Genomic DNA, 26,107 nt, shown 5'->3' with positions numbered 1-26,107 from the left:
GCGATGGCAGGCGAGACATATCAAGATCGGGTCAAGGAGGAGAAGCGCGTCGCCTCTGTCGCAGCGGCCACCAAGCTCTTCTTCGAACAAGGTTACGGAGCAACATCACTTCAGCAGATTGCAAAACTTGCTGACGTGTCGACCGCAACATTGTTCAAGCGCTACCCAACCAAGGCATCGCTTTTTGAAGCCATCGTCGAGGAATTCTGGACATTGGAAAGCGGTTGCCACGCGGACGTTCTCGTCGGCGATCCGAACGCGAGCCTTAGCAAGATCGGGCGTGACTATGCCGAGCGCATGCGCCAGCCCAGAATGGTTGCCATTTTCCGGCTTATCATCGCCGAAAGCCTGCGCTTTCCCGATTTGGGGCAGATGCTGTTCGACCGCGGATTCGAGCCCTATCTCGATCGGCTGAGCGCTTATGTGCTTGACGAGACGGAGGCCGGAAACCTCATGGTACCCGACGCCAAGCTCGCTGCACAGGCTTTCCTGGCCACGATCGCCGGGCAGGCTTTCTGGCCTGAACTGATGGCGCCGGGCTGTGGCGGCACCGACGAAGGCTTGTCAGTCATCATTGACGAAGCTGTCGCCACCTTCCTGGCGCGCTACGGCGCCAAGCTCGCTTGAATGCCTGCGAACGCAGCCGTCAAACCCACCAAAGTACCTTCGTCTGGAGCAAACCCTGGGACTGAATTCTCCCTCACCCTCGTCAGCAATCCATTATGTCCGTTTGTGCAACGAGCCGCGATCGCTCTTAATAAAAAGGGCGTGCCGATTAAGCGGATTGACGTCGACCTCGCCAATAAGCCGGATTGGTTTTTGGCCATGTCGCCGACCGGCGAGGTGCCCGTGCTCCACGCATTCCAGTCGCGCCGCCTCGTGCTCGGCAACGGCCCGCGGCCGCTTGTTGGTGAAGGTTATGCAGCCTTCTTCGTCCGCTCCAGCGTATCGGCCACCACATCGCCGAAGGACGAGGGCGTCGGCACGATGATGACGCCGGCCTCTTTCAGGATCTCGACCTTCTCCTGCGCGGACTCGCCGAAGGCCGAGATGATGGCGCCGGCATGGCCCATGCGGCGGCCTTTTGGCGCGGAAAGCCCTGCAATGTAGGCGATCAGCGGCTTTCTCGTATTGTCGCGCGCCCAGATCGCGGCTTCAGCTTCCTGCGGTCCGCCGATCTCGCCGATCATCACCACGGCGTCGGTTTCGTCATCCTGCTCGAACAGCTTCAGAATGTCCTTGAAGGAAGAGCCGTTGATCGGATCGCCGCCGATGCCGACGCTGGTCGAGACGCCGATGCCGAGCGCCTTCATCTGCGAGGCGGCCTCGTAGCCTAGCGTGCCCGAGCGGCCGACGATGCCGACACGGCCGGGAAGGTAGATCGAGCCGGGCATAATGCCCATCAGCGCCTGTCCCGGCGTGATGATGCCGGCGCAATTCGGACCGACCAGCCGCATGCGGTCCTCGAAGCGGTAGCGGCGCATGTAGCGCTTGACCTGCATCATGTCCTGCGAGGGGATGCCGTCGGTGATGCAGACGCAGAGCTTTATCCCCGCATCCGCCGCCTCCATGATCGAATCGGCGGCAAAGGGCGGCGGCACGAAGACGATGCTCGCCTCGGCGCGGGTTTCGCGCACCGCGCCCTTGACGGTGTTGAAGATCGGCAGGCCGAGATGCGTCTGGCCGCCCTTGCCGGGGGTGACGCCGCCGACCAGCTTGGTGCCGTAGCGCTTCATGTCCTCGGCATGGAAGCTGCCGATCTTGCCGGTGAAACCTTGCACGATGACGCGCGTGCTGCGGTTGAGCAGGATTGCCATTTTCCGTCCTCCCTCAGGCTGCTTTTTTCTTGGTGGCCGCGCGCCACGCGGCGACGGCTTTTTCGGCGGCTTCGGCGAGTGTGTCGGCGACGATCACCGCCTCGCCGGAATCGGCCAAGATCTTGCGCCCTTCCTCGGCCCTGGTGCCGGAGAGCCGCACCACCAGCGGCACGTTGACGCCGACCTCGCGGATCGCCTTGATGACGCCTTCGGCAACCCAGTCGCAACGGTTGATGCCGGCAAAGATGTTGACCAGGATGGTTTCGACATTCTTGTCGCCGAGTACGGCGCGGAAGGATTTCGCCACACGCTCGGGCGAAGCGCCGCCGCCTATGTCGAGGAAGTTCGCCGGCTCGCCGCCGGCGATCTTGATCATGTCCATGGTCGCCATGGCGAGCCCCGCGCCGTTGATGATGCAGCCGATATTGCCGTCGAGGCCGACATAGGAGAGGCCTCGGTCGCTGGCGAAGGTTTCGCGCGGGTCTTCCTGGCTCTTGTCGCGCAATTCGGAGATTTCCGGCCGCCGGAACAGCGCGTTCTCGTCGAACGACATCTTGGCGTCGAGGGCGACCAGGCTGCCGTCGCGGGTCACCACCAGCGGATTGATCTCCAGCATCGAGGCGTCGTAGTCGCGGAACACCTGGTAGCAGCTGAAGATGGTCTCGGTCGCCTTGCCGATCAGGCTGTCCTCCAGCCCGAGCCCGAAGGCGATCTCGCGCGCCTGGAAGCGCTGCATGCCGACGCCCGGATCGACGGTGGCGCGGATGATGGAATCCGGCGCTCTTTCGGCGATCTCCTCGATCTCCATGCCGCCGGCGGCCGAGGCCACGATCATGACGCGCTCTTCCTTGCGGTCGAGCACGAAGCCGAGATAGAGCTCCTGCGCGATGTCGACGGCTTCCTCCAGATAGAGGCGCGAGATCAGCTTGCCGCGCGGGCCGGTCTGGTGGGTCACCAGCTTGCGCCCGAGCATGGCTTCGGCGGCGCTCGAGATCTCCTCGTCATTGGCGCAAAGCTTGATGCCACCGGCCTTGCCACGGGCACCGGAATGAACCTGCGCCTTCAGCACCCATTTGCCGCCGCCGATCTCGCGCGCCCGGTAGGTCGCCTGTTCGGGACTGTAAGCCAGGCCGCCGCGCGGCACATGCACTCCGTGCCGGGCGAGCAGTTCCTTCGCCTGATATTCGTGGATGTCCATTTTTTCTCCTCCCCAAATCGTCGAAGTGCCGCGACGCGCGGTTCTCGTTGGCTAGTTAAGCTGGCCGGCGCGTTCGATGGCGTCGTTGACCACCAGGACGTTACGCGCCATGCGTTCCGATGCGGCGTCGATCATCTTGCCGTCGAGCGCGGCAGCCCCCTTGCCCTGCGCCTCGGCCTCTTTCAGCACTTCGAGGATGCGGCGGGCGCGCGTGACTTCCTTCTCCGGCGGCGAGAACACCTCGTTGGCCAAGGCAATCTGCGAGGGATGGATCGCCCATTTGCCTTCGATACCGAGTGCGGCGGCGCGCCTGGCGGCCGCCTTGTAGCCTTCCGGATCGGAGAAATCGCCGAACGGCCCGTCAATGGCGCGCAACCCAAAGGCGCGGCAGGCGACAGTCATGCGCGACAGCGCGAAATGCCACTGGTCGCCGGGATAGTCGGGGTTGAGGCCGCCGATATTGACGGTCCGCGCCTTGTTGCTTGCGGCATAGTCAGCAACGCCGAAATGCATGGCCTCCAGCCGGCCTGGCGTGGCGGCAATGGCCTCGACATTGGCCATGCCGAGCGCGGTCTCGATCAGCGCTTCGAGGCCGACGCGGGTCTTGAAACCCTTGGCCATCTCGATCTGGTTGACCATGGCCTCGACCATGTAGAGATCGGCCGGCACGCCAACCTTCGGCACCAGGATGGTGTCCAGCCGGTCGCCGGCCTGTTCCATCACATCGACGACGTCGCGATACATGTAATGGGTGTCGAGGCCGTTGATGCGCACCGAAACGGTCTTGCCCTTGGCGCGCCAGTCGATGTCATTGAGCGCCTGGATGATGTTCTTGCGGGCGCGTTCCTTGTCGGGCGGGGCGACAGCGTCCTCGATGTCGAGGAAGACGAAGTCGGCGGCGCTGTTGGCCGCCTTGTCGATCATCTCCGGGCTGGAGCCGGGAACCGCCAGCTCGCTGCGCTGCAGCCTGAGTTTCTTGAGGTGGTTGATGGTGTGGCTCATCTTCTCTCCCCTCAGGCGGCTTCGGCGACAGGCATTGCCGCCGAGGCGCGGAAATGCTGGATGGCGGCGCCGACGCCGGAGCCCGGCGCCAGCCGGACGCTGCAATCGAGCAGCGCCATTTCAGCTGACGACAGCGAGGCCAGCACCATCACTTCGTTCAGCCAGCCGAGATGGCCAATGCGGAAAACCTTGCCGAACACCTTGTTGAGGCCGCCGCCGAGCGACGTCTGGTAGGCCTGGTAGGCGCGCTTGACGACGTCGCCGCTGTCGATGCCATCAGGCACGAGGATGGCGCTGACCGTGTCTGAATGCCATTTCGGCGCCTTGGCGCAGAGCTTCAGGCCCCAGGCGTCGACCGCCTTGCGCACGCCTTCGGCGAGACGATGGTGACGGGCGAAAATGGCGTTGAGCCCTTCGTCCTCGATCAGGTCGAGCGAGGCGCGCAGGCCGCGCAGCAGCTGTGTCGCCGGCGTGTAGGGAAAATAGCCGGCATCGTTGGCGCGGATCATGTCCTCGAAGGAGAAGAAGCAGCGCTGGTGGGTGGCGGTTCTGGAAGCCACGAGCGCCTTCTTGCTGACCGACAGGAAGCCGAGACCGGCCGGCAGCATGAAGCCTTTCTGCGAGCCGCTGACGGCGCAGTCGACACCCCATTCTTCCTGGCGAAAATCGATCGAGCCGATCGACGAGACGCCGTCGACGAAAAGCAGGGCAGGGTGGTTCGCATCGTCGAGCGCTGCGCGGCAGCCGGCGACGTCGCTGGTGACGCCGGTCGCCGTCTCGTTCTGGGTGCAGAAGATCGCCTTGATGCGGTGCGTCTTGTCCGCCTTCAGCCGCTCGGCATAGAGGTCCAGCGGAACGCCGGTTCCCCATTCGCAGTCGATCACGTCGACCTCGAAGCCGAGCCGCTCGGCCATGTCGACCCACAGATGGGAGAACTGGCCGAAGCGAGACATCAAAACGCGGTCGCCGGGGCTGAGCACATTGGTCATCGCCGCTTCCCAGGCACCGGTGCCGGAGGATGGATAGATGAAGACGCGACCGGTCTCGTTCCTGAAGACGCGTTTGATGTCCTCGAACAGTGGCAGGGTGAGGTCGGGGAAGGTGGCCGCGCGCATGTCCTCCATCGGCAGGTTCATCGCCTGCCGCACCTGTTCGGGGATATTGGTCGGCCCGGGAATGAAAAGATGGGTGAAACCGGCCATGGTGCGAACTCCTCCTGATCCAGCAAAAGCGGTGATGGGGAGTTTCGTTTCGACGGCTGATGTCAACAACACCTTGGCGGGTAAGAACTTGCCGCGTGCGGGTGGGTATGGCCTACCCGGTTGCCCTACCCGAAAGGCTGCTTCTGGCTGCGCCTCTCTCGTGAATAGAGTGCGACCGCCATGGCGCGGTTGCGGACGTCCAGTTTGTCGTAGAGATTCTTGAGATGGTACTTCACCGTATTCTCGGAGATCCCGGTCCGGGTCGCGATCTGCAAATTGGTCCAGCCATCTGACAGTACCGCCAGCAGTTCACGCTCGCGCACGGTAAGCCGGGACAGAGGCGTGTCGTTGACCTTGTTGATGTCGATATAGGGGATGCAGATGCGGCCGTGCGCGACAGCCAGGATCGTGTCGAAAATGATGGCGGGATCGTCGAACTGGAAGCAGTAGCCTTGCGCGCCGAGGCGCACGCACTGTTTCAGGATGCCGATGTCATGGTCATTTGAAAACACCGCGATGCGGATGTTGAGCTTGCGGCCCTGGACCTCGGCCAGGACATCCGCGCCGTCCATGTCGGAGAGCTTCCAGCCGATCACGGCGACATCGAATTCCTGTGCCGCTGCAAGCTCCAGGAAATGCCTGCCGCTTTGTACCGAGGCCAAAAGTTCGCAGCGCCCGTCGCAGTCCAGCATTTCACGCAGAGCCGATATGACGAGCGGATTGCGTTCGGCCACGACCACGCGAACGCGCCGCTCTTCGATTGCCTTGTTCTCTGTCCGTGACCTGATCTTCAAGGGCTTCCGCTTTTTTTGTTCCGGTCTGGCGGGTCCAGCCGATGCCTGGACCTGCATCATGACAATTCTGCTCCAATGGCGCGGGGGTGCTCTTTCCCCAGCGACATCGGCTGTCGCGCCACAGGAAGCCGAAGCGTGGCCTGCCTTTGATGAAATCGACAGTTCGCGCGGGGACGGCAACTCGGCATTGGTGAGCGGGCAAGCAAGTGTTTGGCCTGAAATTCCCGCGCGTTGGAAGAACATGTTGCGAAGTTGAAGCGTTCCGGATCGCCGTCACTTTTGTATGGGTACCGGACCGAAACCGGTTTCCACTTTGCGGACTCATGGTCTAGACCTGATTTGCACCTTTTCCGGATTCTGATGGCGGGAGGCGCTGGTGGAAGGCCAGGACGAACGGACGACCGGCGCCAGGGCCGCCGACGAGCACCACGCTGATATCTATGGCGAGGACGGTGCCGTCCTATCGTCCTTCCTTGCCCAAATTGGTGCGGCGATCGCCGATCGCGATACGCTGACCCTCAAGCGCCAAGTCGACGACCTGCATCAGTCGGAACTTGGCGACCTCATCGAGGCGCTGCACCCCGAACAGCGGCGCGCGCTGGTCGAGCTGCTGGGCGCCGACTTCGATTTTTCCGCGCTGACCGAAGTCGACGAGGCGATCCGCATGGATATCGTCGACAACCTGCCCAATGCGCAGATCGCGCAAGCCGTGCAGGCACTCGATTCCGACGACGCGGTCTACATCCTCGAAGACCTGGAGCCGGAAGACCAGGACGAGATCCTGTCACAACTGCCGTTCACCGAGCGGATCAGGCTGCGCCGTTCGCTCGACTATCCGGAAGAGACCGCCGGGCGGCGCATGCAGACCGAGTTCGTCGCTGTGCCGCCTTTCTGGACCATCGGCCAGACCATCGACTACATGCGCGAGGACAAGAACCTGCCCGACCGCTTCAGCCAGATCTTCGTCATCGACCCGACCTTCAAGCTGCTGGGGGCCATCGATCTCGACCAGATCCTGCGCACGAAGCGCGCGGTCAAGGTCGAGGAAGTCATGCATGAGACGCGGCACGCCATCCCGGCCACCATGGACCAGGAAGAGGCGGCGCGGGAATTCGAACAATACGACCTTTTGTCGGCCGCCGTCGTCGACGAGAACGAGCGGCTGGTCGGCGTGCTGACCATCGACGACGTCGTCGACGTCATCCAGCAGGAAGCGGAGGAGGACCTGCTGCGCATGGGCGGCGTCGGCGACGAGGAGCTCTCCGACAGCATTCTGGCGACCTCGCGCTCGCGCGTTCCCTGGCTGCTCGTCAACCTGCTGACGGCATTTTTGGCGGCATCGGTGATCGGCCTGTTCGATCGCACGATCGAGCATATCGTCGCGCTCGCCGTGCTGATGCCGATCGTGGCCGGCATGGGCGGCAATGCCGGCTCGCAGACCATGACCGTCACCGTGCGGGCGCTGGCAACCAGGGATCTCGACATCTACAATGCCGGCCGCATCATTCGCCGCGAAATGGGTGTCGGCTTCATCAACGGCATCGTCTTCTCCATCCTGATCGGCATCGTCGCGGCTGTCTGGTTCCATGACCCCAATCTGGGCGGCATCATCGCGGCGGCGATGATCATCAACATGTTCGTGGCGGCCCTTGCCGGCATCCTGATCCCGTTGCTGCTCGACCGGTTCAAGGTCGATCCCGCGGTCGCTTCAGCGGTTTTCGTCACCACCGTTACCGATGTCGTTGGATTCTTTGCCTTCCTCGGCCTCGCGACCTGGTGGTTCGGCGTCCGGTAAGTGTCTTAATTGACTTTTACGTAAATGCCGTGCGAGGCTCGTGCGGGGTGCCGCTTCGATTCCAGCGGCAAGGGTTTGGTTCGGGACAGATGGGCGACGCCGCATGGCGATCACCCGGAATTCCGGCATGGAGTGACAATGCGGGAATATTATTCGATCACCGAACTGACCCGCGAATTCGACGTGTCGACGCGGACGCTGCGTTTTTACGAAGACGAGGGACTGGTGCAGCCTGTGCGGCGCGGCCGTACGCGGCTGTTTCGCCCTTCCGATCGTCACCTCATCCGGCAGATCATGCGCGGAAAACGGCTCGGCTTCTCGATCAACGAGATCCGCGAGATCATCCAGATGTACAAGGAGCCGCCGGGCGAGGTCGGGCAGCTCAAGCTGATGATCAAGCGCATCGAGGAAAAGCGCGAGGACCTCAGGCAAAAGCGCCGCGACCTCGAGGAGACGCTGGCCGAACTCGACCAGGCCGAGGAGTCTTGCGTCGAGCGGCTGGTCGAGCTCGGGGTCAACACCTAGCCGAAATTTCGAGATGTTGGTGGGACGGCGCCCCCCTCTGTCCTGCCGGACATCTCCCCCACAAGGGGGAAGATTGGCAACTTTAACGCTGGCTCAGATCCAGCGTCGCACCCGCTTGGCATAGTCGCGGTATTTCTTGCCGAATTTCGCCGCCAATATCTTTTCCTCGCCCTCGATCGCGACCTTCTGGGTGACGAAGGCGGCGACGAAGGCAAGCAGGAAAAACCAGGCGATGCCCGAGACGAAGGCAACGCCGATCAACAGCAGCGTATTGGCCAGGTACATCGGGTTGCGGGTGATGCCGAAGGGGCCGGTCGTGACGAGATGATCGGGCACGGCGTTGGGATTGAGCGTTGTCCTGGCCCGCATCATGGTGCGGATCGCGGTGAACCAGAGAACGGCGACGGCGAACAACGCCACCCAACCAGCGGCGAACAGGATATCGCCCAGGAGGTCTCCGATCCAGGGCAAGGGATAGAGCATGCCGAGGATGATGCTGATGGCGATCGCGGCAGCGTAGATCACCGGCGGCCACGGTATCATTCCAGGCTTCGGCTCGGTCATTGTGTCCCTCCCTCCGTCATCTTGTCCTCGGTCTTGGCGGTGCACGTTGCGGCAAGATCGGACAGATGCGCCCTGAAGTCCGCAGTCTGGTCGTTGTTGAAGAGCCGATCAAGAGATCCTTCGCCTTGCAGCGTATCAAGCATGCAGCCGCAATAGCTCGAACAGAAGGTTGCGTTGCGCATCTGCTCGCACGAGCGCTGGCAGGTTTTCAGGAAATTGACCTGCGGGGGCTCAACCTGGGCCGGCATCACTTGCGAGAACAGCCAGACGCAACCGATCAGCAGCGGCTGGTGGATCAGGTAGAAGGCCAGGCTGTGGCGGCCGATGAAGACCAGTGGATTGGCCCAGCGGCCGGGCACGAGGCTCGCCAGGCGTGCCCGTATGCCGGAAGCGGAAGCGAGTTTCGCCGCTCCGAGGCCGAGAAGCACCGCGCCGAACCAGGGGAACAGCGGCACGTAGTCGTTGGAGCGCGGATTGACGGCGGAAAGGCCGATCCACCACAGCCAGGGGTGATTGAGCGCCTCGAAGCGCAGGTAGACCGGCGCCGCGATGACCAGCGCGGCGACGACAAGCGTCAGCAGCGCCGGCAGGCGCAGGAAGGCGAGGCCAAGCAGGCTGGCGAGCGCGATCTCATGCAGGATGCCGAAGAAGATGAATCCATCCGGCGTGGCGATGCGGGTGACGACCGAGATGGCGACCGCCGCACCGGCGACCATGGCGAACCGTTTCCAGAAGGAGTTCCAGCGGATCTGTCGGCCATGGGCGAGATAGAGGCTGACGCCGACAAGGAACAGGAAGGTCGAGGCAATGCAGCGGGCGTAGATCTTCCACCAGCCGAAGGCGGTGAGACCGGGGTCGGTGTAACCGAAGAATTCCAGGTCCCAGGTGAAATGGTAGCTTGCCATCGCGATCAGCGCGATACCGCGCAAAATATCGATGGCAACGATGCGCTTCGATGGCTCCGGAACGGGTGCGGTCGGCGTGTGGATGCTCATGGTCTCGCGATCTGATTCAGCCCCTCCAAGACGACTATCACGGTTGCACCAGATAGAAGAAGACCGGTCGCCTTGGCCTGGACCGCGTGGCGGAGCCCGCGCCAGCCGCCGAATTGGGCCAGCGCGGGAAAGCCGTTGGCCGGCTTCGCTTTTCGCCGGCTGTGCGTCGGTTTCCTCTTAATGGGCCTGAAATGTCCACGGCAGATTTGACGCCGCGATTCTGCTTTGGGGAAGCAATGTCCACGCATGTGCGCCATCCGATCTGGCTTCCGGCCCTCAAGGCCGCGGATGCGCGCACCTTCGCCTCGCTCTACGCGGTCGAGTCCTTCGCCCGCGCCATGGTGTCGAGCGTCATCCCGATCCAGGCCTACGAGATCCTCCACAACGAGCAGATCGTCTCGATCCTCTACACCGTCGTATCCATGCTCGGCCTGTCGGTGACCTTGTTCATGCCGATGCTGATCCGCCGCTTCGCGCGGCGCTGGGTCTACACGGCAGGCGCCTGCCTGCTCGCCATCGGCTCGCTGTTCTTCGTCACCCATACGCTCGCCGGGCAATTGGCCGGCATGCTGTGCCGGGTGATGGGCGCCAGTGCGCTGTCGATCACACTCAACCTCTACATCATGGACCACATCCGCAAGACCGACTTCATGCAGGCCGAATCGCTGCGCATGGCGTGGTCGATGGTTGCCTGGACGGGCGGGCCGACGCTTGGCATTTTTCTTTATGCGCATTTCGGCATCTATGCCGCGCATGGCGCGGTGGCGGTTTTCGCCATGGCTTTGCTGGCGCTGTTCTGGACCTACCGGCTGGGGGACAACCCGTCGATCCGCTCGGGCAAGACGCGGCCGGCAAATCCGCTCGCCAACATCGGCCGCTTCGTGGCGCAGCCAAGGCTCAGGCTCGCCTGGCTGATCGCCTTCGGCCGGTCCTGCTTCTGGACGACGTTCTTCGTCTATGGACCGCTGTTCATGGTGATCACCGGCGAGGGTGAACTGGCGGGCGGCCTGCTGGTCTCGGCCGGCAATGCGCTGCTGTTCATGGCGATCTTCTGGGGCAAGGCAGGAAAACGCTTTGGCGGCCGACGCACCATGACGTTTGCCTACTTCGCCATGTCGGCGTCGCTGCTGGCGGCGGGCACGGTCGGAGCGGCAGAGCCGTTGCTGACCGGCGCCTTCCTGTTGTGCGGCGCCTTCTTCACCATCGCGCTCGACGCGCTGGGCTCGACCGCCTTCATGCGCTCGGTGCGCTCCTATGAACGCGCGCAGATGGCGGCGGTCTACCGCACCTATCTCGACTTTTCCGAATTGACGCCGCCGCTGGTCTATTCGGTGGTGCTGGCCTTCTTCGGATTGGGATCGGTGTTCGTCACGCTCGGCCTGCTGGCGGCGTTTTGCGGCTTCATGACCTGGCGCTACCTGCCTAAATCCCTCTAAAAAATCAGAGCGAAAGCCCGGTATGGCGCTCGCGCACCCAATTGTGGAAGCCGTGCAGCTCATATTCCTCGGGCATCAGCACGCCGGCTGTATGACGCATCGAGCGCAGGCCCTTCTGGTTGACCTCGCAGATCGCGGCATCCTCCTCCAGCACCTGTGTGCCGAAGGCGACGATGTTGTCGATATCGGTGGCGGCGAGCGCCTCGGGCGCGAACAGCCACTCGGCGGTCAATTCGGTCTGTTCGGGACCGAGCGGCACCAGCCGCACGGTCCTGACATAGTCGACATGGCCGACCATGAACATCGAGGGCAGGCTGGTGGCGTAGGTCTGGCCGGCGATGCGTTCCGCCTGCGTCAAGCCGGGGAAAACCGGCCCATGCGTCTGCCCATCACGCGACCATGTTTCAGCCCCGGCGCGCAGGCCGCCGGAGAATTCCGGCGCATCATTGTCGGCATGGCGCGTCCATTCGGGATCGTCATGCCGGCTCATCAGGCCGCGGCCATAGATCGGCACCAGCCGCGACAGGTCCTTGTGGACGCCCGGGCAGTGCAGGCACTCGTTGAAGTTTTCCCAGAAAATCTTCCAGTTGCAGTTCATCACCTTGCGCAGCACATGGCCTGACACCAGCGTGTCCAGCGGCCAGTTGCCGAGGTCGCCGGAGGCCGGGTCGAAGGATGACTGCGCTGAGCCGGCGGCATCTTCAGCAAGATTGACGAAGACGAAGCCCCGCCACACCGAGAGCGCAACGCGATAAAGCGGGTGGTCGGCCTTGTCGAAGCCGTCAGGCAGCGATTTCGACGGTACACGCACCAGATCGCCACGCAGCGAATAGGACCAGGCATGATACGGGCAGGTGATCAGCCGCGCCTTCAGGCGTCCTTCGCTTTCCTGGCAAAGCTGCGAACCGCGATGCCGGCACGTGTTGTGGACTTGCATGCAACTCGCCGGCGTCGTCGCGCAGCACAACGATTTCCTGCGTACCGACGCGGAAGGTGCGGAATGCCAAAGGCTGGGCAAGGTCGGCCTCGCGGCAGACGAGCAGCCAATTTCTGTACCAGATGGCGGCGAGATCACGCTGATAGTTCTCCTGGTCCCAATAAGCCGATGAGGGCAGCGTCGGCTCGGTTCGGGTCAGGCCGCTATGGGGCTCGCGCTCGCTGGCATCACGCTGCATGGCTGGCTTCCTGTCAGGTTGGCAGCCGACACCCGGCCATGAAGTTTGTCAATCAGGAGGGGAGCGGCCTTGCCGATACGACGCTCCTGCGCTGGCGACTGTCGGAATTTGGTTTGCCGCGCGCGGCGAATTTCCCTATAGTCACCAACGTCGTCGGTTCCTTTTTGGAGTCAAGAGGGAATGCGGTGCGGACAGGAATTCCTGTCCAATGCCGTGGCTGCCCCCGCAACTGTGTGCGGTAGTCCTCTCCATATGCCACTGAAGGTTTTCCTTCGGGAAGGTGGGGAAGGGCGCTTATCCGCGAGCCAGGAGACCTGCCGGCGACAGGAAACTGACTTCGATGCCCTCGGGTGGAGGGCGAAAGGACAAGACATGACTACCGCTTCCGTCTCCCTCGGCGCCTCCGTCTCCTCGCAGTCGCGCTTCCTGCAACTCGCGCTCGCGGCGCTGCTCGGCATGTTCGTCGTCGGCTTTGTCGGTTTCTCGCATATCGATGCGGTCCACAATGCCGCCCACGACTATCGCCACTCGATGGCGTTTCCCTGCCACTAACGAGGATCTGACATCATGAATCTGTTTCGCAACGTCGTGTTCGTCGCGGCGGTCGCGGGGCTCGTGGCCGGTGTCGTTCTCGCCTGCCTGCAGGCCTATGCGACAGTGCCGCTGATCCTCAAGGCGGAAGTCTACGAACAGGCCGGCGGCGGCCGTCACCATGACCACGCGGCTGCACCAGCAGCGAGCAACGATGCGGTGAGCACGGTCGCGCCCGCTGGGAATGCGATGAGCTCTGCCGCGCCCGCAACCGCCGAAGTCACGGCACCGGCGGAGGAAGATGAAGGCTGGGCGCCGGCCGACGGCGTCGAGCGTTTTGCCTTCAGCGTGGTTGCCAATGTCGTCACCGGCATCGGCTTCGCGCTGGTCCTGGTCGCGGTTTCCGAGTTTGCCGGCGGCGTCGGCAATTGGCGCCAGGGCGTGTTCTGGGGGCTGGCCGGCTTTGCCGTGTTCACGCTGGCACCAGGCCTTGGCCTGCAGCCGGAACTGCCGGCGATGCCGGCGGCCGATCTGCTTGCGCGCCAGATCTGGTGGACGGCAACGGCGGCGGCCACCGCCATCGGCCTTGGCCTGATCGTGTTTCGCAGATCGCTGCCGTTGACCATCCTTGCCGTCTTGCTGATCGTTGCCCCGCACATCGTCGGCGCGCCGCAGCCCGACAGTTTCGAGACGCCTATCCCGGAAGGCCTGCACCATCAGTTCGTGGTGGCGGTGACGATAACCAATCTGGTGTTCTGGCTGGTGCTCGGCGCGGTCGTGGGCGTGGTGCGTAGACGCTTCACCGGCACGGCCACCGGCTTGCGCGACAGCTTTGCCTGATCGCGGCAAGCTGACTTTCATCATCGGTGGCGCGCGCTCCGGAAAGAGCGCGCACGCCGAAACATTGGCGACGGCATTGCCCCCGCCATGGGCGTATGTCGCCACGGCGCAAACCTATGACGATGAGATGCGCGAGCGCATCGCGTTGCACCGCTCGCGGCGCGGCGAGGGCTGGTCGACCGTCGACGCGCCGCTCGACCTTGCCGAAGCGCTGGAGGCCTTGCCGGATGATCGGCCGGTGCTTGTCGACTGCCTGACGCTATGGCTGACCAATCACATGCTGGCCGATCACGACGTCGAGGCTGAGTGCCGACGGCTGGCCGACGTGCTGTCGCGGCCGCGCGGGCCGTGGTTCGTGGTGTCGAATGAGGTCGGGCAAGGCATCGTGCCCGACAATGCGCTGGCGCGGCGTTTTCGCGACGACGCCGGCCGGCTCAACCAGCGGGTCGCCGCGGTTGCCGACACGGTGCTGTTGATGGTGGCGGGGCTACCGCTCAAGGTGAAGTGAAATGACTGACATCGACGGCAAGGATGAAGAACGCCATCGCGCCAAGATGGCCAAGCGCAAGGCCGTGCAGGACGCCGAGGTTGCGAGCAAGACGGTCGAGAAGGGGTTGCTGATCGTCAACACCGGTCCCGGCAAGGGCAAGACCACGGCCGCCTTCGGGCTGGCGCTGCGGATGCTCGGCTACGGCAAGCGCGTCGGCGTCGTGCAATTCATCAAGGGCAAATGGCACACCGGCGAGAAGGATGCGTTTGCCGCCTTCGGCGACCGCGTCGTCTGGCATGCGATGGGCGAGGGTTTCACCTGGGAGACCCAGGACCTGAAGCGCGATATCGCCGCTGCCGAGGCTGCCTGGGCCAAGGCACTGGAATTGATCGACGATCCCTCGATCAGCCTTGTCGTGCTCGACGAGCTCAACATTGCGTTGCGCTACGACTACCTCGATCTCGACAAGGTGGTTGCGGCGCTGAAGGGCCGGCGCGAGGGTCTGCATATCGTCATCACCGGCCGAAACGCCAAGCCAGCGCTGGTCGAGGCTGCCGATCTGGTCACCGAGATGGGTTTGACCAAGCATCATTTCTCGGCGGGCGTGAAAGCTCAGCAGGGCATCGAGTTTTAGAAAACCAGAACAGCGATCACCGCGACCAGGCCGAACAAGCCCATCAGCAGGAAATCAGCGATACGGTAGAGTTGCAGCGCGCGCCTTATATCGCCGCTGTCGACATCGCTGCGGCCGCCTTCGCCCATGAAGATGTCTTCGACCATGACACCGCCATAGCTGCGTGGTCCGGCAAGCGCGAGCCCAAGCGCGCCGGCCATGGCCGCTTCGGGCCAGCCGGCATTGGGCGAGCGATGTTTTTTCGCGTCGCGCCGTACCGCTTGCCAGCCGCAGTGGGGGGCGGCGCCCTCGACCAAGAAGGAAGCGAGCACGATCAGCAGCGCGGTCAGCCGCGATGCCGGCAGGTTGATCCAGTCGTCGAAGCGCGCCGCCGCCCAGCCGAACGCCTCATGGCGTGGGGTGTGGTGGCCGATCATCGAATCGGCGGTGTTGGCCGCCTTGTAGGCGGCGCCGCCGGCCAGCCCGCCAACGCCGGTCCAGAAGGCGGGGGCGACGATGCCATCGGAAAAATTCTCCGCCAGGCTTTCGATCGCCGCACGGCAGACGCCTGCCCGGTCCAGCGTTTCGGGATCGCGGCCGACGATCCGCGAGACGGCGGCGCGGCCCATGTCGAGGCCTCCACTGTCGAGCGCGTCGGCGACGGCTTCGACATGTTCGTGCAGGCTCTTCTGCGACAGAAGCGATGTTGCCAGAAGGACGGCAATGATCCATCCCAAGGGGACGAGCCAGAGCAGAACGAGCTGCACGCAAAGACCTGTCAGCGCCGGCACCAGCACGATGACCAAAAGCGCCTGGACACCACGTTGGCGACGCAGTGCGTCGGGATCAGTGGCGCGGTTGAGCCTCAAGTCGAGAAAGGATATCAGCCTGCCGAACCACGTCACCGGATGGCCGATGGCGCGAAACAGCCAGTCGGGATAACCAAGGACGAATTCGACAACCAATGACAGGAAAGCGATCAGGACTGACATGAGGCTTCTTGAAGGAGCGGTGGACCATGGTGGAAGTCTTGGCCGGGCAAGGGCGCTTTTCCCCAATGCCGTGCCGCCTTTCGTCGACCTCTCGACCGGTATCAATCCGCACTCCTACCCGCTTTTCGACCTGCCCGCCACCTCCCTGTGGCGGTTGCCGGAGGCCGCGCGTGGGCGCGAACTGATAGAGATCGCGGCCAACACCTATGGCGCGCCTTCCGCGGGAAACGTGGTGGCGGCGCCCGGGACCCAAATTCTGCTGCCGCGCGTAGCCTCGCTGGTGAGGCCCGGCAAGGCGATGGTGCTGGGGCCGACCTATGCCGAACACGCCCGGGCGGCGGCGATTGCCGGGCATGAGGTGGTCGAGGTCGCCGATTTCGCGGCGCTGGTCGACGCTGACCTCGCCATCATCGTCAATCCGAACAATCCGGATGGGCGCATCATCGAGCGCGACCGGCTGCTGATGCTGGCTGACGGACTTCGCGCCAAGGGCGGGCTGCTGGTCGTCGACGAGGCGTTCATGGATGTCGGTCCACGCGAACACAGCCTCGCCGGCGATGTCGCCCAGGGCGGCATCATCGTGCTGCGTTCGTTTGGCAAGTTCTTTGGTCTGGCCGGCCTGCGGCTTGGGTTCGCGCTTGCCGACGCGCCGACGGCTGAACGGTTGGACATGCAGTTCGGGCCGTGGGCCGTCGCCGGACCGGCGCTGGAATACGGCATCCGCGCACTCGCCGATCTCGACTGGCAAGATGCGATGCGGGCGTCGTTGGCGGATGAGGTGGTGCGGGTTGATGCGCTGTTTGGCCGGTTCGGCGTTCGCGTCGCGGGCGGCACCATGTTGTTCCGCTATCTCAGCCTGCCCGATGCCGGCGGCCTGTTTTCCGCGCTTGGCGAAAGTGGCATCCTGCTCCGGCATTTCTCCGACCGGCCGAATGCCCTGCGCGCCGGCCTGCCGGCAAACGAGGAGGAATGGCGCAGGCTTGAATCGGCCCTTGCCGAATGGGCGTCGCGGCGTGAGGATCGGTCGAAAGGTTCGAAACAATGATCCATGTCTGCTCGCTGGCGAAGATCGAGGAAACCGTTGCCAGGACCGGCGCCGACCGCATGCTGTCGCTGCTTGCCGCCGGCACCGAGGTGGTGCGTCCGACCTCGATCGCCCGGGAAAACCACCTGCATCTGGTCATGCACGACATCGCGGTGGCGCAGGACGGCATGACCATGCCGGGCGAGGAGCATGTGCGCGACCTGCTCGATTTCGCGCGCCGCTGGGACCGGGCAAAGCCGATGATCGTGCACTGCTATGCCGGCATCAGCCGCTCGACCGCCTCGGCCTATATCATCGCCGCGGCTTTGGCGCCGAAACGCGACGAGGTGGAACTGGCGCAGACGCTGCGCGCGCTGTCGCCCTCGGCGACGCCCAATCCACGGCTGATCGCGGTGGCCGACGCGCTGCTCGAGCGCAATGGCCGCATGATCGAGGCGATCGAAGCGATCGGGCGCGGCGCCGACGCCTTCGAAGGCACGCCGTTCGCACTCAAGATCGATATTTAGGCTACTTCAGCCACTCGGCGAGCTTGGCCTTGCGCACATCGCGCACCAGGCTGATGAAGCCATCGGCTTGATGTTCCGCCGTCAATCGGCCTTTCTCTGCCGTTGCAATGCTGGCGTCACCGACCACGCCGTTCGGGTTGAGATCGCTGGCGATCCAGGCGAAGGCATGCGTGCCGGTCTGGCGCAGAAGCGCGAATTCCTTCTCGGCGTCGGCGACGTTGGAAACGAAATTGTCGGCCTTGCCCATGTCGACGAGATCCGGCCGGAAATGCAGCATCAGCGAAGTCTCGACATCGCCGCCATGGATGCCGTGGCGGTCCTCAAGTTCGGTGTACATGCCGGCCGGACGGCCAAAGCGCTGCCAACTGGTCTTCACCGCCAGCATCTTTTCGCGCACGCGCAGTTCGCGCGTTACGATACCCATGATCTCTTCATTGCCGCCATGGGAATTGACGACGATGAGCTTGCGCACGCCGGCGCGCGCTATCGACAGGCCAAGCTCGGTCCACGCCTCGATCAGCGTCGTTGCCGGCAGGGTCAGTGTGCCCGGCGCGTGCAGATGCTCGTTCGACTTGCCCACCGCCTGGACCGGCAGGATGCGGATATCGAGGTCCTCGGGCAGGTGTGCGATCACCGTGTCGAGCATGCCGTTCATGATCGAAGTGTCGGTCGAGACGGGCAGATGCGGCCCATGCTGCTCGATCGCCGCGACCGGCAGCACCGCGATCGTCGTCTCGGGATCGATCGAGGCATACTCGGTTGTCCGGTAATCGCCCCACCAGACGCGTCTTTTTGCTACGGTCATGTCACGCCTTTCAAATGATCAGGGCAGACCTAGCGCGGTGTGCCCGGCCTGTCGATCACCCGGCCGCGATCGCCTCGACCTCGACCTCGAATTCGGGCCGGGCAAAGCCGGAAACGATCATCAGCGTCGAGGCCGGCGCCGGGCTCGAAAACAGCCGGTCGCGGACCTCCATATAGGGCCGCAGATGCGCGCGGTCGGTGACATAGGCATTGATGCGCACGATGTCGCCAAGCCCCAGCCCGGCCTCGCTCAGGATCGCCGCGATGTTCCTGAAGCAGAGTTCGGCCTGCGCGCCGGCGTCGTCCGGTATCTGGTCGTCCGCCGTGATGGCGACCTGACCGGAGCACAGCACCAGCCGCTTGCCGGCCGGCACCTCGACGCCGTGGCTGTAACGGGCAAAGGGCGGCTTGATCGACTTCGGGGTGAGGAATTTGAACATGGCAATCTCCTGGATATCGCCAGCCTAAGGCCGGATGCATTGCACCATCAAGATGGCGGTGCATGTCGCCGGTGCGATTGTGGACAGGCGTTCAAAAAATAGGCACGATGCCCTTCGGTGCAGCACGACCTTTCCGGCTTTCGCAGATGGCTGTGGTGCAGGCGGGCGGGTCCCGGCGCGCGACGCCGGTGGCATGTGTCTTGCTTCTTGAATCTTTGGTATCAAGCACGGCGCGCAGCGCGCCGGTGCAAATAAAGGGTGGTGGTCAATGTACGTGAAACAGAAGATTTCGGTCGCGGTGGTGGCTCTCCTTGCGGCCAGCACATTGGGCGCGGCGGCGAATGAAAAAGTGACTTTCGGCACCAACTGGCTCGCCGAGCCGGAACATGGCGGCTACTACCAGGCCGTGGCGGACGGCACCTATGCCGCCTGCGGCCTCGATGTCACCATCATGCAGGGCGGCCCGCAGGTCAGCGGCCGGCCGATGCTCCTTGCCGGCAAGATCGATTTCTACATGGGCGGCAATTTGCTGTCGGCCTTCGATGCCGTCCAGCAGGGCATTCCGATGCGTGTCGTGGCCGCCGATTTCCAGAAGGATCCGCAGGTCATCATGTCCCACCCCGGTGAGGGGCTCGACAAATGGGAAGACCTGAAGAACGCCGAGCAGTACATTCTGGGCGATGAAGGTGCGCAGACCTTCTTCCAGTGGATGGTCATCGAACTCGGTTTCGACGCTTCAAAGCGCGCGCCCTACACCTACAACACCGCTCCTTTCCTCGCCAACAAGAAGTCGATCCAGCAGGGCTACGTCACTTCGGAGCCGTTCGCGGTCAAGAAGGAAGGCGGCTTCGTGCCGAACCAGTTCCTGCTCGCCGACTATGGTTGGGACACCTATTCGACCACGATCGAGGTGATGCAGGACACGATCGACAAGAAGCCCGAGGTGGTCCAGTGCTTCGTCGATGGCTCGGCCAAGGGCTGGTACAAGTACCTCTACGGCGACAACAAGGCCGCCAACGACATGATCAAGAAAGACAATCCTGACATGAGCGACGAGCAGATCGCTTTCTCGATCGACCAGATGAAGAAGTTCGGCCTTGCCGATTCCGGCGACACCGAGAAGCTCGGCATCGGCGCCATGACCGATGCGCGGATCAAGAGCTTCTACGACAAGATGGTCAAGGCCAAGGTCACGCCTGCAGGCATCGACATCACGAAGGCCTACACGCTGGCCTTCGTCAACAAGGGTGTCGGGCTCGAGCTGAAGAAATAGGCCGGCCCGGCATGATGCGGGAACAGGTGGCGCAAACGCTCGCCTCGAACATGGCTCCAACCTTGCTGGCGCTGCGTGGCGTCGGCAAGGTCTTTTCCAATGGCGTGACGGCGCTCAGCGATGTCGACCTGACGATCCGGGAAGGCGATTTCCTGAGCCTGCTCGGACCATCGGGCTGCGGCAAGTCGACGGCGCTGCGGCTGATTGCCGGCCTGTCGACGCCGACATCAGGTGTGCTCGACTGGCGTGGCGGCGGTTCGCTCGACCGCGCGAATATCGGCTTCGTCTTTCAGGAGCCGACGCTGCTGCCCTGGGCCAGCGTCTTCGACAATGTCTGGCTGCCGCTCAGGCTGAAAGGCATTTCCCGCGCCAAGGCAGCTCCAGCGATAACGGAGATGCTGGCGCGTGTGCACCTGACCGGCTTCGAAGACGCCGTGCCGCGCGAACTGTCGGGCGGCATGAAGATGCGCGTCTCGATCGCGCGCGCCATGGTGACCAAGCCGCGCGTGCTGTTGATGGACGAGCCGTTCGCGGCGCTCGACGAGATCACCCGCTTCAAGCTCAACAACGACCTGCTGGAACTGTGGCAGGACGAACGCTTCACCGTCGTCTTCGTCACCCACAGTGTGTTCGAAAGCGTGTTTCTGTCCAACCGCGTCGTCGTCATGGCGGCGCGGCCGGGCAGGGTGTTCGACGAACTCGCCATCGAGGCATCCTATCCGCGCGACGAGGCGTTTCGCACCTCGCCGGATTATGCGGCCCTTTGCCGGCAGGCCTCGGATGTGCTGGTCAATGCCATCAATTCAACTGCGGGCTCGCATCATGACGGTCATTGACGGCACGTTGAAACTCGACCCCGAGGAAGCGCGGCGCGTGCGCCAGGAGCGGCTCGAGCGGATCGGCCGCTGGGTGCTGCCGCTGGCGATCATGGTCCTGGCGATCTGGCTGTGGGACCGTATCTGCGTGTGGAACGAGATTCCGCAATACATCCTGCCGCGCCCCGGCGTGGTGCTGACAACGCTCTACAACGATGCCGGCCTGCTGTTTTCCGCACTGCTGGTCACCTTGCGCATCACCTTCCTCAGCCTGCTCCTCGCGGTTGTCGGCGGCGTCGGCCTGGCGGTCTTGTTCGCGCAGTCGAAGTGGGTGGAGATGTCGTTCTTCCCGTTCGCCATCGTGCTGCAGGTGACGCCGATCGTGGCGATCTTTCCGCTGATCAACATTTATGTCGACAATCAGACGACCAAGCTTCTGCTGTGCGCCTGGATCGTCGCCTTCTTCCCGATCCTGTCCAATACCACGCTTGGCCTGAACTCGGTCGACCGCAATCTGCGCGACCTGTTCAAGCTCAACGGCGCGACGCGGTGGCAGCAGCTGCGCTATCTCAGACTGCCGGCGGCGATGCCGTATTTCCTCGGCGGGCTGAAGATCGCTGGCGGCCTGTCGCTGATCGGCGCCGTGGTGGCCGAGTTCGTCGCCGGCGCCACCGGCCAGTCGTCGGGGCTCGCGTCACGCATTATCGAGGCCGGCTACCGGCTGAATGCACCCAGGCTTTTCGCGGCGCTGTTTTTGATTTCACTTACCGGCATCCTGATCTTCCTCGTGCTGTCGCTGATTTCGCATCTCATTCTGCGGCGCTGGCACGAGAGCGCACTGAAGCAGGAGCGTTAGTGCCTTGATCCCAACCTCCGGTCCCTATCACCTCGCCAATGTCCGGCTTCACGCGTCGCTGACGCCGGGCCTTGCCGCGGCTTTCGACAGAGATGGTTTTGCGCTGACCGACATCACCGTCGCGGGCGGCAAGATTTCCAGCATCGCCGCTGCGCATGCCGCATCGAAGGTATCGGCCGGCGCCATCGACCTTGGCGGCCGTGTCGTGCTGCCGTGTTTCGTCGACTGCCACACGCATATCGACAAGGGCCATATCTGGCCGCGAAAGCCCAATCCCGACGGTACGTTCATGAGCGCGCTGAATGCAACCGGCGCCGACCGCGTGGCGCGCTGGAGCGCCGAGGATGTGGCGCGCCGCATGGATTTCTCGCTGCGCTCGGCCTACGCGCATGGCACCCGGGCGCTCAGAACTCATATCGACAGCGTCGCGCCGCAGGAGGAAATCTCCTGGCCGGTGTTCGAGACGATGCGCGAGGCATGGCGTGGTCGCATCGAATTGCAGGGTGCCTGCCTGCTCGGCATTGAGGGCGTGCGCGACAAAAAATGGTTCGACAGGCTGGCGAAACGCGTGGCCGCCGCCAAGGGCGTGCTTGGCGTCGTCACCTATATGGTGCCAGACCTGGAAGAGCTGCTCGACCACGTTTTCGCGCAAGCGATCAAGCATGGGCTCGACCTCGATTTCCATGCCGACGAGACCGATGATGTCGCCGCAATCTCGCTGAAGAAAATCGCCGAGGCGGCGCTGTGGAACGGCTTCGAGGGAAAAATCCTCGTCGGCCATTGCTGCTCGCTGGCGCGGCAGCCGGATCTAGAGGTGCTGGACACGCTGGACAAGGTGGCGAAGGCCGGGCTCGCAATCGTGTCGCTGCCGATGTGCAATCTCTATTTGCAAGATCGTCGCGCTGATCAAACCACACCGCGCTGGCGTGGCGTGACGCTGCTGCACGAGATGAAGGCGAGGGGCATTCCGGTGGCCGTCGCTTCAGACAACACGCGCGATCCCTTCTATGCCTATGGCGATCTCGACATGCTGGAGGTCTACCGCATGGCGACACGTATCCTGCATTTCGATCATCCGGTCGCCGACTGGCCGCAGGCGGTCACCGCGACGCCGGCCAAGGTGATGCGGCTCGATGGCTTCGGCACGCTTGCCGCCGAAGGCGATGCCGACTTCGTGCTGTTCAAAGGTCGGAGCTGGACGGAATTGCTGTCGCGGCCCGAATCGGATCGCATCGTCGTGCGCGCCGGACGCGCGATCGACCGGCAATTGCCCGACTATGCCGAACTCGACGAGTTGATGGTGGAATGATGGATGTTTCGGCGCTGAAACGCGATCTCGATGGGATGAAGCTCGACGACAATCCGGCCATCGTCCAGCAGAAGAGCCGCGACTTCTACTGGTACAGCCCGGTTCTGAAACAGCAGCTCGACCATGTCACCGGCGACCTGATCGTGACGCCGAAGACCGAAGCCGAGCTGATCCGCGTGCTTGCGGCCTGTCACCGCCACGGCGTGCCGGTGACGCCGCGCGGCAGCGGCACCGGCAATTACGGCCAGGCGATGCCCCTGTCGGGAGGCGTGGTGCTCAATCTTGCGGAGATGAACGAGATCAAGTCGATCGGCCCAGGCCGCGTGGTGACCGGACCCGGCGCGATCCTGGCCGACATCGACAAGGCGACACGGGCACATTCCGGACAGGAGCTCAGGCTGTCGCCCTCCACCTACAACACCGCTTCGATCGGCGGCTTCATCGCCGGCGGTTCTGGCGGCGTCGGCTCGATCAATTTCGGCGGATTGCGCGATTTCGGCAATGTGCTGCGCTTGCGCGTGGTGACGATGGAGGCCGAGCCGAGGGTGCTCGAACTGACAGGCGAAGACCTGCACAAGGTGACCCATGCCTATGGCACCAATGGCATCATATCAGAGGTCGAGATGCCGCTGGCGGCAGCCTATGAGTGGATCGACGTCATCGTCGGCTTCGACGCTTTCATGGATGCGGCCCGCTATGGCAATGCGCTGGCGTGCCAGGATGGCATCCTGACCAAGCTGATCACGCCGATCGCAGCACCCGTTCCGCAGCTTTACTTCAAGCGGCACCAGAAATTTTTCAGGGAAGGCCAAAGCATCTGCGTCGTCATGGTGGCGCAGCATGGGCTGGACGCCTTCCTTGCCTTTACGCGCCGCGCTGGGGGCGAAGTGATCTTCAACGCCGCCCTTGCCGCGCCGGAGGAGAAAAAGGGCCTGCCGCCGGCCTATGAACTGGCCTGGAACCACACCACGCTCAGGGCGCTGCGCGTCGACCCCGCGATTACCTATCTGCAGTCGCTCTATCCCTTTCCCAACCAGCTGGCGCTGGTCGAGAAAATGGATGCGATGTTTCCCGGCGAGGTGTTCTCGCATCTCGAATTCGTGCGGCTGGACGGCAACATCACCTGCTTTGGCCTGCCACTGGTCAACTTCACCACCGAGGCGCGGCTCAACGAGATCATCCGCCTGCACGAGGACAATGGCTGCCCGATCTTCAACCCGCACCGCTGCACGCTGGAAGAGGGCGGCATGAAGCAGACGGACGCGGTGCAACTCGCCTTCAAGCGTGAGACCGACCCGCAAGGCCTGCTCAACCCTGGCAAGATGATCGCCTGGGAAAACCCGGACTATGATTATCGTTCGGGCCGGACTTTTCTGTTCAAGGGGCTGCAAAAGGCAGGCTGATAACGATGAAGCGTTGGCGCCAAGCCACCCCCCTCTGGCCTGCCGGCCATCTCCCCCTCAAGGGAAATTGGATGTCGCTTGGGCTTTCGCCAATTGCCAACGCCGCAACGGATTGGGGACGTCGAAACCGCCAATCTCCCCCCTTGAGCGGGAGATGCCCGGCAGGGCAGAGCGGGGCGCCTCGCGCTGACCTGCGGGATGTCCTCCCATGAACATCCTCGTCCTCTACGCCCATCCGGTCGAGACCAGCTTCAATGCCGGCCTGCACCGGATGATCGTCGAGCGGCTGACGGCGGCGGGCCATACGGTCGATGACTGCGACCTCTATGCCGAGGACTTCGACCCGCGGCTGACGCGGGCCGAGCGGCTCGGCTATCACGACCAGCGTGGACCAGGCGATGCGGTTACCGGCTACATTCAGAGGCTACAGGCAGCCGAGGCTCTGGTGCTGTCGTTTCCGGTATGGAATTACGGCTATCCGGCGATCCTGAAAGGGTTTTTCGACCGCGTCTTCCTGCCCGGCGTGTCGTTCAAGCTTGTCGATGGCAAAGTGCAGCCGACGCTACACAACATCCGCAAGCTGACGGCTGTCACTACCTATGGCGGCAGCCGATTCCGCGCCATGCTGATGGGTGACCCGCCGCGCAAGGTTGTGAAGCGCATGCTGCGCGCCACGATCAAGCCCGGCGCTCCGGTCTCCTATCTCGCCCACTATTCGATGAACCTGTCGACCGACGAGACGCGGAAGTCCTTCATGGCGAAGATCGCGGCCAGCGTGGATGCGTTCTGATGCGGGTTCTCGTCGTCTACTGCCATCCGGTGCCGGAGAGTTTTTGCGCCGCGGTCCGCGATACCGCCGTGGATGTGCTGACGCGGCGAGGCTGGGACGTGCGGCTGCTCGACCTTTATGCGGAAAAGTTCGATCCGGTGATGAGCTGCGAGGAGCGGCGTTCCTACAACGATCAGGCGCCGCGGGATCCGGCCCTGAAACCGCATTTCGAACTGCTCAACTGGGCCGAGGCGATCCTGTTTGTCTATCCGACCTGGTGGTATGGGCTGCCGGCGATGCTGAAGGGCTGGCTCGACCGGGTGTGGGCGACCGACATCGCTTTCAAGCTGCCGGCTGGCAAGGGAGGGATCAAGTCGCTGATGACGCATGTGACCAAGGTCGGCGTCATCACCACCTGCGGCGCGCCGACCTGGTGGAGCGTCGTCGTCGGCCAACCCGGACGCAAGACCTTGCTGCGCGGCATGCGGGCGCTATGCGCCAGACGCTGCAAGACGTTCTTTCTGGCGCATTATTTGATGGATGCCTCGACGCCGGCGACGAGGGCGGCGTTTCTGGTGAAGGTGCGGGCGAAGCTGGAGCGGTTTTAAGCGGCACTTCCCTTCTCCCCTTGTGGGAGAAGGTGGCCTCGCGAAGCGAGGTCGGATGAGCGACTATCTGAGGTGTCAAGTTGCATTTGCGAACTCGCTTCGCGCATCGCGTGCTTTTGCATTGAGAATGACGAGCAGCTTTCTGGCGAGAGCGATGCGGATGACCATCTTTTCCTTTCCGGCNGCCTGCAACCTTTGCTGGAAAGCGGCCAGATGCGGATCATATTTGGCAACGATGCTGGCAACGAGGAAGAGGACGCCTCGCGGTCCCGCACGGCCGCCACGCACCGGTCTTCGGCCGCTGCGCTTG

At 63.4% G+C, this 26,107-nt stretch carries 29 protein-coding genes, 2 pseudogenes and 1 riboswitch; of the genes and pseudogenes, 19 read left to right on the top strand and 12 right to left on the bottom strand.

The window, feature by feature from the left end:
• On the top strand, nucleotides 1–627 hold a 627-nt coding region (locus tag M653_RS0129315), incomplete at its 5' end, for a TetR/AcrR family transcriptional regulator (protein ID WP_198028853.1).
• A pseudogene (locus M653_RS1000000136310) lies at nucleotides 628–855 on the top strand (glutathione S-transferase N-terminal domain-containing protein); the annotation flags it as partial.
• A 62-nt stretch (nucleotides 856–917) separates the two neighbouring features.
• Here M653_RS1000000136310 and sucD read toward each other — a convergent pair.
• The 5 genes from sucD to M653_RS0129290 form a co-directional block, all read right to left on the bottom strand.
• On the bottom strand, nucleotides 918–1,817 hold the full coding sequence (gene sucD / locus M653_RS0129310) for a succinate--CoA ligase subunit alpha (RefSeq protein WP_027146514.1): 900 nt from the start codon (nucleotides 1,815–1,817) through the stop codon (nucleotides 918–920).
• 13 nt (nucleotides 1,818–1,830) lie between these two features.
• Nucleotides 1,831–3,015: a malate--CoA ligase subunit beta gene (locus M653_RS0129305; RefSeq protein ID WP_027146513.1), complete on the bottom strand. Its 1,185-nt coding sequence runs from the start codon at nucleotides 3,013–3,015 to the stop codon at nucleotides 1,831–1,833.
• A gap of 51 nt (nucleotides 3,016–3,066) precedes the next feature.
• Nucleotides 3,067–4,017: a CoA ester lyase gene (locus tag M653_RS0129300; RefSeq protein ID WP_027146512.1), complete on the bottom strand. Its 951-nt coding sequence runs from the start codon at nucleotides 4,015–4,017 to the stop codon at nucleotides 3,067–3,069.
• 11 nt (nucleotides 4,018–4,028) lie between these two features.
• Nucleotides 4,029–5,219, bottom strand: a complete 1,191-nt coding sequence (locus M653_RS0129295; protein ID WP_027146511.1) for an aminotransferase class V-fold PLP-dependent enzyme — start codon at nucleotides 5,217–5,219, stop codon at nucleotides 4,029–4,031.
• 125 nt (nucleotides 5,220–5,344) lie between these two features.
• Nucleotides 5,345–6,013: a response regulator transcription factor gene (locus tag M653_RS0129290; protein ID WP_084637012.1), complete on the bottom strand. Its 669-nt coding sequence runs from the start codon at nucleotides 6,011–6,013 to the stop codon at nucleotides 5,345–5,347.
• Nucleotides 6,014–6,389: 376 nt separating this feature from the next.
• On the opposite strand from M653_RS0129290, the gene mgtE reads away from it, so the two are divergent.
• Both mgtE and M653_RS0129280 read left to right on the top strand, forming a co-directional pair.
• Nucleotides 6,390–7,808: a magnesium transporter gene (mgtE, locus tag M653_RS0129285; RefSeq protein WP_027146509.1), complete on the top strand. Its 1,419-nt coding sequence runs from the start codon at nucleotides 6,390–6,392 to the stop codon at nucleotides 7,806–7,808.
• 138 nt (nucleotides 7,809–7,946) lie between these two features.
• Nucleotides 7,947–8,333 (top strand): MerR family DNA-binding transcriptional regulator, encoded by a 387-nt coding sequence (locus M653_RS0129280; RefSeq protein ID WP_006203215.1) that lies wholly within the window; start codon nucleotides 7,947–7,949, stop codon nucleotides 8,331–8,333.
• A 93-nt stretch (nucleotides 8,334–8,426) separates the two neighbouring features.
• On the opposite strand, the gene M653_RS0129275 is transcribed toward M653_RS0129280, so the two are convergent.
• Together M653_RS0129275 and M653_RS0129270 are read right to left on the bottom strand one after the other, a co-directional pair.
• A complete protein-coding gene (locus M653_RS0129275) occupies nucleotides 8,427–8,897 on the bottom strand; it encodes an isoprenylcysteine carboxylmethyltransferase family protein (RefSeq protein ID WP_027146508.1) in 471 nt (156 codons plus the stop codon).
• Nucleotides 8,894–9,892, bottom strand: a complete 999-nt coding sequence (locus tag M653_RS0129270; protein ID WP_027146507.1) for a DUF1624 domain-containing protein — start codon at nucleotides 9,890–9,892, stop codon at nucleotides 8,894–8,896. Before M653_RS0129270 ends, M653_RS0129275 begins: the two co-directional genes overlap by 4 nt.
• A 236-nt stretch (nucleotides 9,893–10,128) precedes the next feature.
• On the opposite strand from M653_RS0129270, the gene M653_RS0129265 reads away from it, so the two are divergent.
• The gene (locus M653_RS0129265) at nucleotides 10,129–11,328 is read left to right on the top strand and encodes an MFS transporter (protein WP_027146506.1); all 1,200 of its coding nucleotides are present in this window, start codon (nucleotides 10,129–10,131) and stop codon (nucleotides 11,326–11,328) included.
• Between the two features lie 4 nt (nucleotides 11,329–11,332).
• Here the strand turns inward: M653_RS0129265 and M653_RS1000000134805 are convergent, their stop codons facing one another.
• The gene (locus tag M653_RS1000000134805) at nucleotides 11,333–12,265 is read right to left on the bottom strand and encodes an aromatic ring-hydroxylating dioxygenase subunit alpha (protein WP_245262393.1); all 933 of its coding nucleotides are present in this window, start codon (nucleotides 12,263–12,265) and stop codon (nucleotides 11,333–11,335) included.
• Here M653_RS1000000134805 and M653_RS1000000137940 point away from each other — a divergent pair.
• From M653_RS1000000137940 to cobO, 5 genes are all read left to right on the top strand, one after another.
• Nucleotides 12,264–12,437, top strand: coding sequence for a hypothetical protein (locus M653_RS1000000137940; protein WP_245262392.1), 174 nt, complete (start codon nucleotides 12,264–12,266; stop codon nucleotides 12,435–12,437). The two genes, M653_RS1000000134805 and M653_RS1000000137940, sit on opposite strands and share 2 nt — an antisense overlap.
• Before the next feature lie 203 nt (nucleotides 12,438–12,640).
• Nucleotides 12,641–12,840: riboswitch (cobalamin riboswitch) on the top strand.
• A 35-nt stretch (nucleotides 12,841–12,875) separates the two neighbouring features.
• Nucleotides 12,876–13,055: a CbtB-domain containing protein gene (locus M653_RS0129255; RefSeq protein WP_027146505.1), complete on the top strand. Its 180-nt coding sequence runs from the start codon at nucleotides 12,876–12,878 to the stop codon at nucleotides 13,053–13,055.
• 15 nt (nucleotides 13,056–13,070) lie between these two features.
• Nucleotides 13,071–13,874, top strand: coding sequence for a CbtA family protein (locus M653_RS0129250; protein ID WP_027146504.1), 804 nt, complete (start codon nucleotides 13,071–13,073; stop codon nucleotides 13,872–13,874).
• On the top strand, nucleotides 13,867–14,382 hold the full coding sequence (gene cobU / locus M653_RS0129245; RefSeq protein WP_027146503.1) for a bifunctional adenosylcobinamide kinase/adenosylcobinamide-phosphate guanylyltransferase: 516 nt from the start codon (nucleotides 13,867–13,869) through the stop codon (nucleotides 14,380–14,382). The genes M653_RS0129250 and cobU overlap by 8 nt, the downstream gene beginning before the upstream one ends.
• 1 nt (nucleotide 14,383) lies before the next feature.
• A complete protein-coding gene (gene cobO / locus M653_RS0129240) occupies nucleotides 14,384–14,998 on the top strand; it encodes a cob(I)yrinic acid a,c-diamide adenosyltransferase (protein ID WP_027146502.1) in 615 nt (204 codons plus the stop codon).
• Here cobO and cbiB read toward each other — a convergent pair.
• On the bottom strand, nucleotides 14,995–15,969 hold the full coding sequence (gene cbiB, locus M653_RS0129235) for an adenosylcobinamide-phosphate synthase CbiB (RefSeq protein WP_027146501.1): 975 nt from the start codon (nucleotides 15,967–15,969) through the stop codon (nucleotides 14,995–14,997). The two genes, cobO and cbiB, sit on opposite strands and share 4 nt — an antisense overlap.
• Between cbiB and cobD the strand changes: the two genes are divergently transcribed.
• Nucleotides 15,968–17,014, top strand: a complete 1,047-nt coding sequence (cobD, locus tag M653_RS0129230; protein ID WP_027146500.1) for a threonine-phosphate decarboxylase CobD — start codon at nucleotides 15,968–15,970, stop codon at nucleotides 17,012–17,014. The genes cbiB and cobD overlap by 2 nt on opposite strands.
• Nucleotides 17,011–17,520 (top strand): tyrosine phosphatase family protein, encoded by a 510-nt coding sequence (locus M653_RS0129225; RefSeq protein ID WP_027146499.1) that lies wholly within the window; start codon nucleotides 17,011–17,013, stop codon nucleotides 17,518–17,520. Before cobD ends, M653_RS0129225 begins: the two co-directional genes overlap by 4 nt.
• A gap of 1 nt (nucleotide 17,521) precedes the next feature.
• Here the strand turns inward: M653_RS0129225 and M653_RS0129220 are convergent, their stop codons facing one another.
• Nucleotides 17,522–18,325 (bottom strand): creatininase family protein, encoded by an 804-nt coding sequence (locus tag M653_RS0129220; protein WP_027146498.1) that lies wholly within the window; start codon nucleotides 18,323–18,325, stop codon nucleotides 17,522–17,524.
• Between the two features lie 55 nt (nucleotides 18,326–18,380).
• The gene (locus M653_RS0129215; RefSeq protein ID WP_027146497.1) at nucleotides 18,381–18,764 is read right to left on the bottom strand and encodes a RidA family protein; all 384 of its coding nucleotides are present in this window, start codon (nucleotides 18,762–18,764) and stop codon (nucleotides 18,381–18,383) included.
• Between the two features lie 268 nt (nucleotides 18,765–19,032).
• Here M653_RS0129215 and M653_RS0129210 point away from each other — a divergent pair, with 268 nt between their 5' ends.
• From M653_RS0129210 to M653_RS0129180, 7 genes are all read left to right on the top strand, one after another.
• The gene (locus M653_RS0129210; RefSeq protein WP_027146496.1) at nucleotides 19,033–20,037 is read left to right on the top strand and encodes an ABC transporter substrate-binding protein; all 1,005 of its coding nucleotides are present in this window, start codon (nucleotides 19,033–19,035) and stop codon (nucleotides 20,035–20,037) included.
• 11 nt (nucleotides 20,038–20,048) lie between these two features.
• On the top strand, nucleotides 20,049–20,873 hold the full coding sequence (locus tag M653_RS0129205; RefSeq protein WP_027146495.1) for an ABC transporter ATP-binding protein: 825 nt from the start codon (nucleotides 20,049–20,051) through the stop codon (nucleotides 20,871–20,873).
• Complete coding sequence (locus M653_RS0129200; RefSeq protein WP_027146494.1) at nucleotides 20,860–21,708, top strand: ABC transporter permease; 849 nt, start codon at nucleotides 20,860–20,862, stop codon at nucleotides 21,706–21,708. The genes M653_RS0129205 and M653_RS0129200 overlap by 14 nt, the downstream gene beginning before the upstream one ends.
• A 4-nt stretch (nucleotides 21,709–21,712) precedes the next feature.
• A complete protein-coding gene (locus tag M653_RS0129195; protein WP_027146493.1) occupies nucleotides 21,713–23,017 on the top strand; it encodes a cytosine deaminase in 1,305 nt (434 codons plus the stop codon).
• A complete protein-coding gene (locus M653_RS0129190; RefSeq protein WP_027146492.1) occupies nucleotides 23,017–24,420 on the top strand; it encodes an FAD-binding oxidoreductase in 1,404 nt (467 codons plus the stop codon). The genes M653_RS0129195 and M653_RS0129190 overlap by 1 nt, the downstream gene beginning before the upstream one ends.
• Before the next feature lie 208 nt (nucleotides 24,421–24,628).
• Complete coding sequence (locus M653_RS0129185) at nucleotides 24,629–25,210, top strand: NAD(P)H-dependent oxidoreductase (protein WP_027146491.1); 582 nt, start codon at nucleotides 24,629–24,631, stop codon at nucleotides 25,208–25,210.
• Entirely contained in the window at nucleotides 25,210–25,797 is a 588-nt protein-coding gene (locus M653_RS0129180; RefSeq protein ID WP_027146490.1) for an NAD(P)H-dependent oxidoreductase, read from the top strand. The genes M653_RS0129185 and M653_RS0129180 overlap by 1 nt, the downstream gene beginning before the upstream one ends.
• Before the next feature lie 75 nt (nucleotides 25,798–25,872).
• On the opposite strand, the pseudogene M653_RS01000000133880 reads toward M653_RS0129180, so the two are convergent.
• A pseudogene (locus M653_RS01000000133880) lies at nucleotides 25,873–26,107 on the bottom strand (IS110 family transposase); the annotation flags it as partial.

It is taken from the genome of Mesorhizobium sp. WSM3626 (assembly GCF_000513935.1).
GTDB lineage: Bacteria > Pseudomonadota > Alphaproteobacteria > Rhizobiales > Rhizobiaceae > Mesorhizobium > Mesorhizobium salmacidum.
The sequence above is the reverse complement of the archived record's forward strand: the minus strand, read 5'-3'. Positions and strand labels throughout refer to the sequence as shown.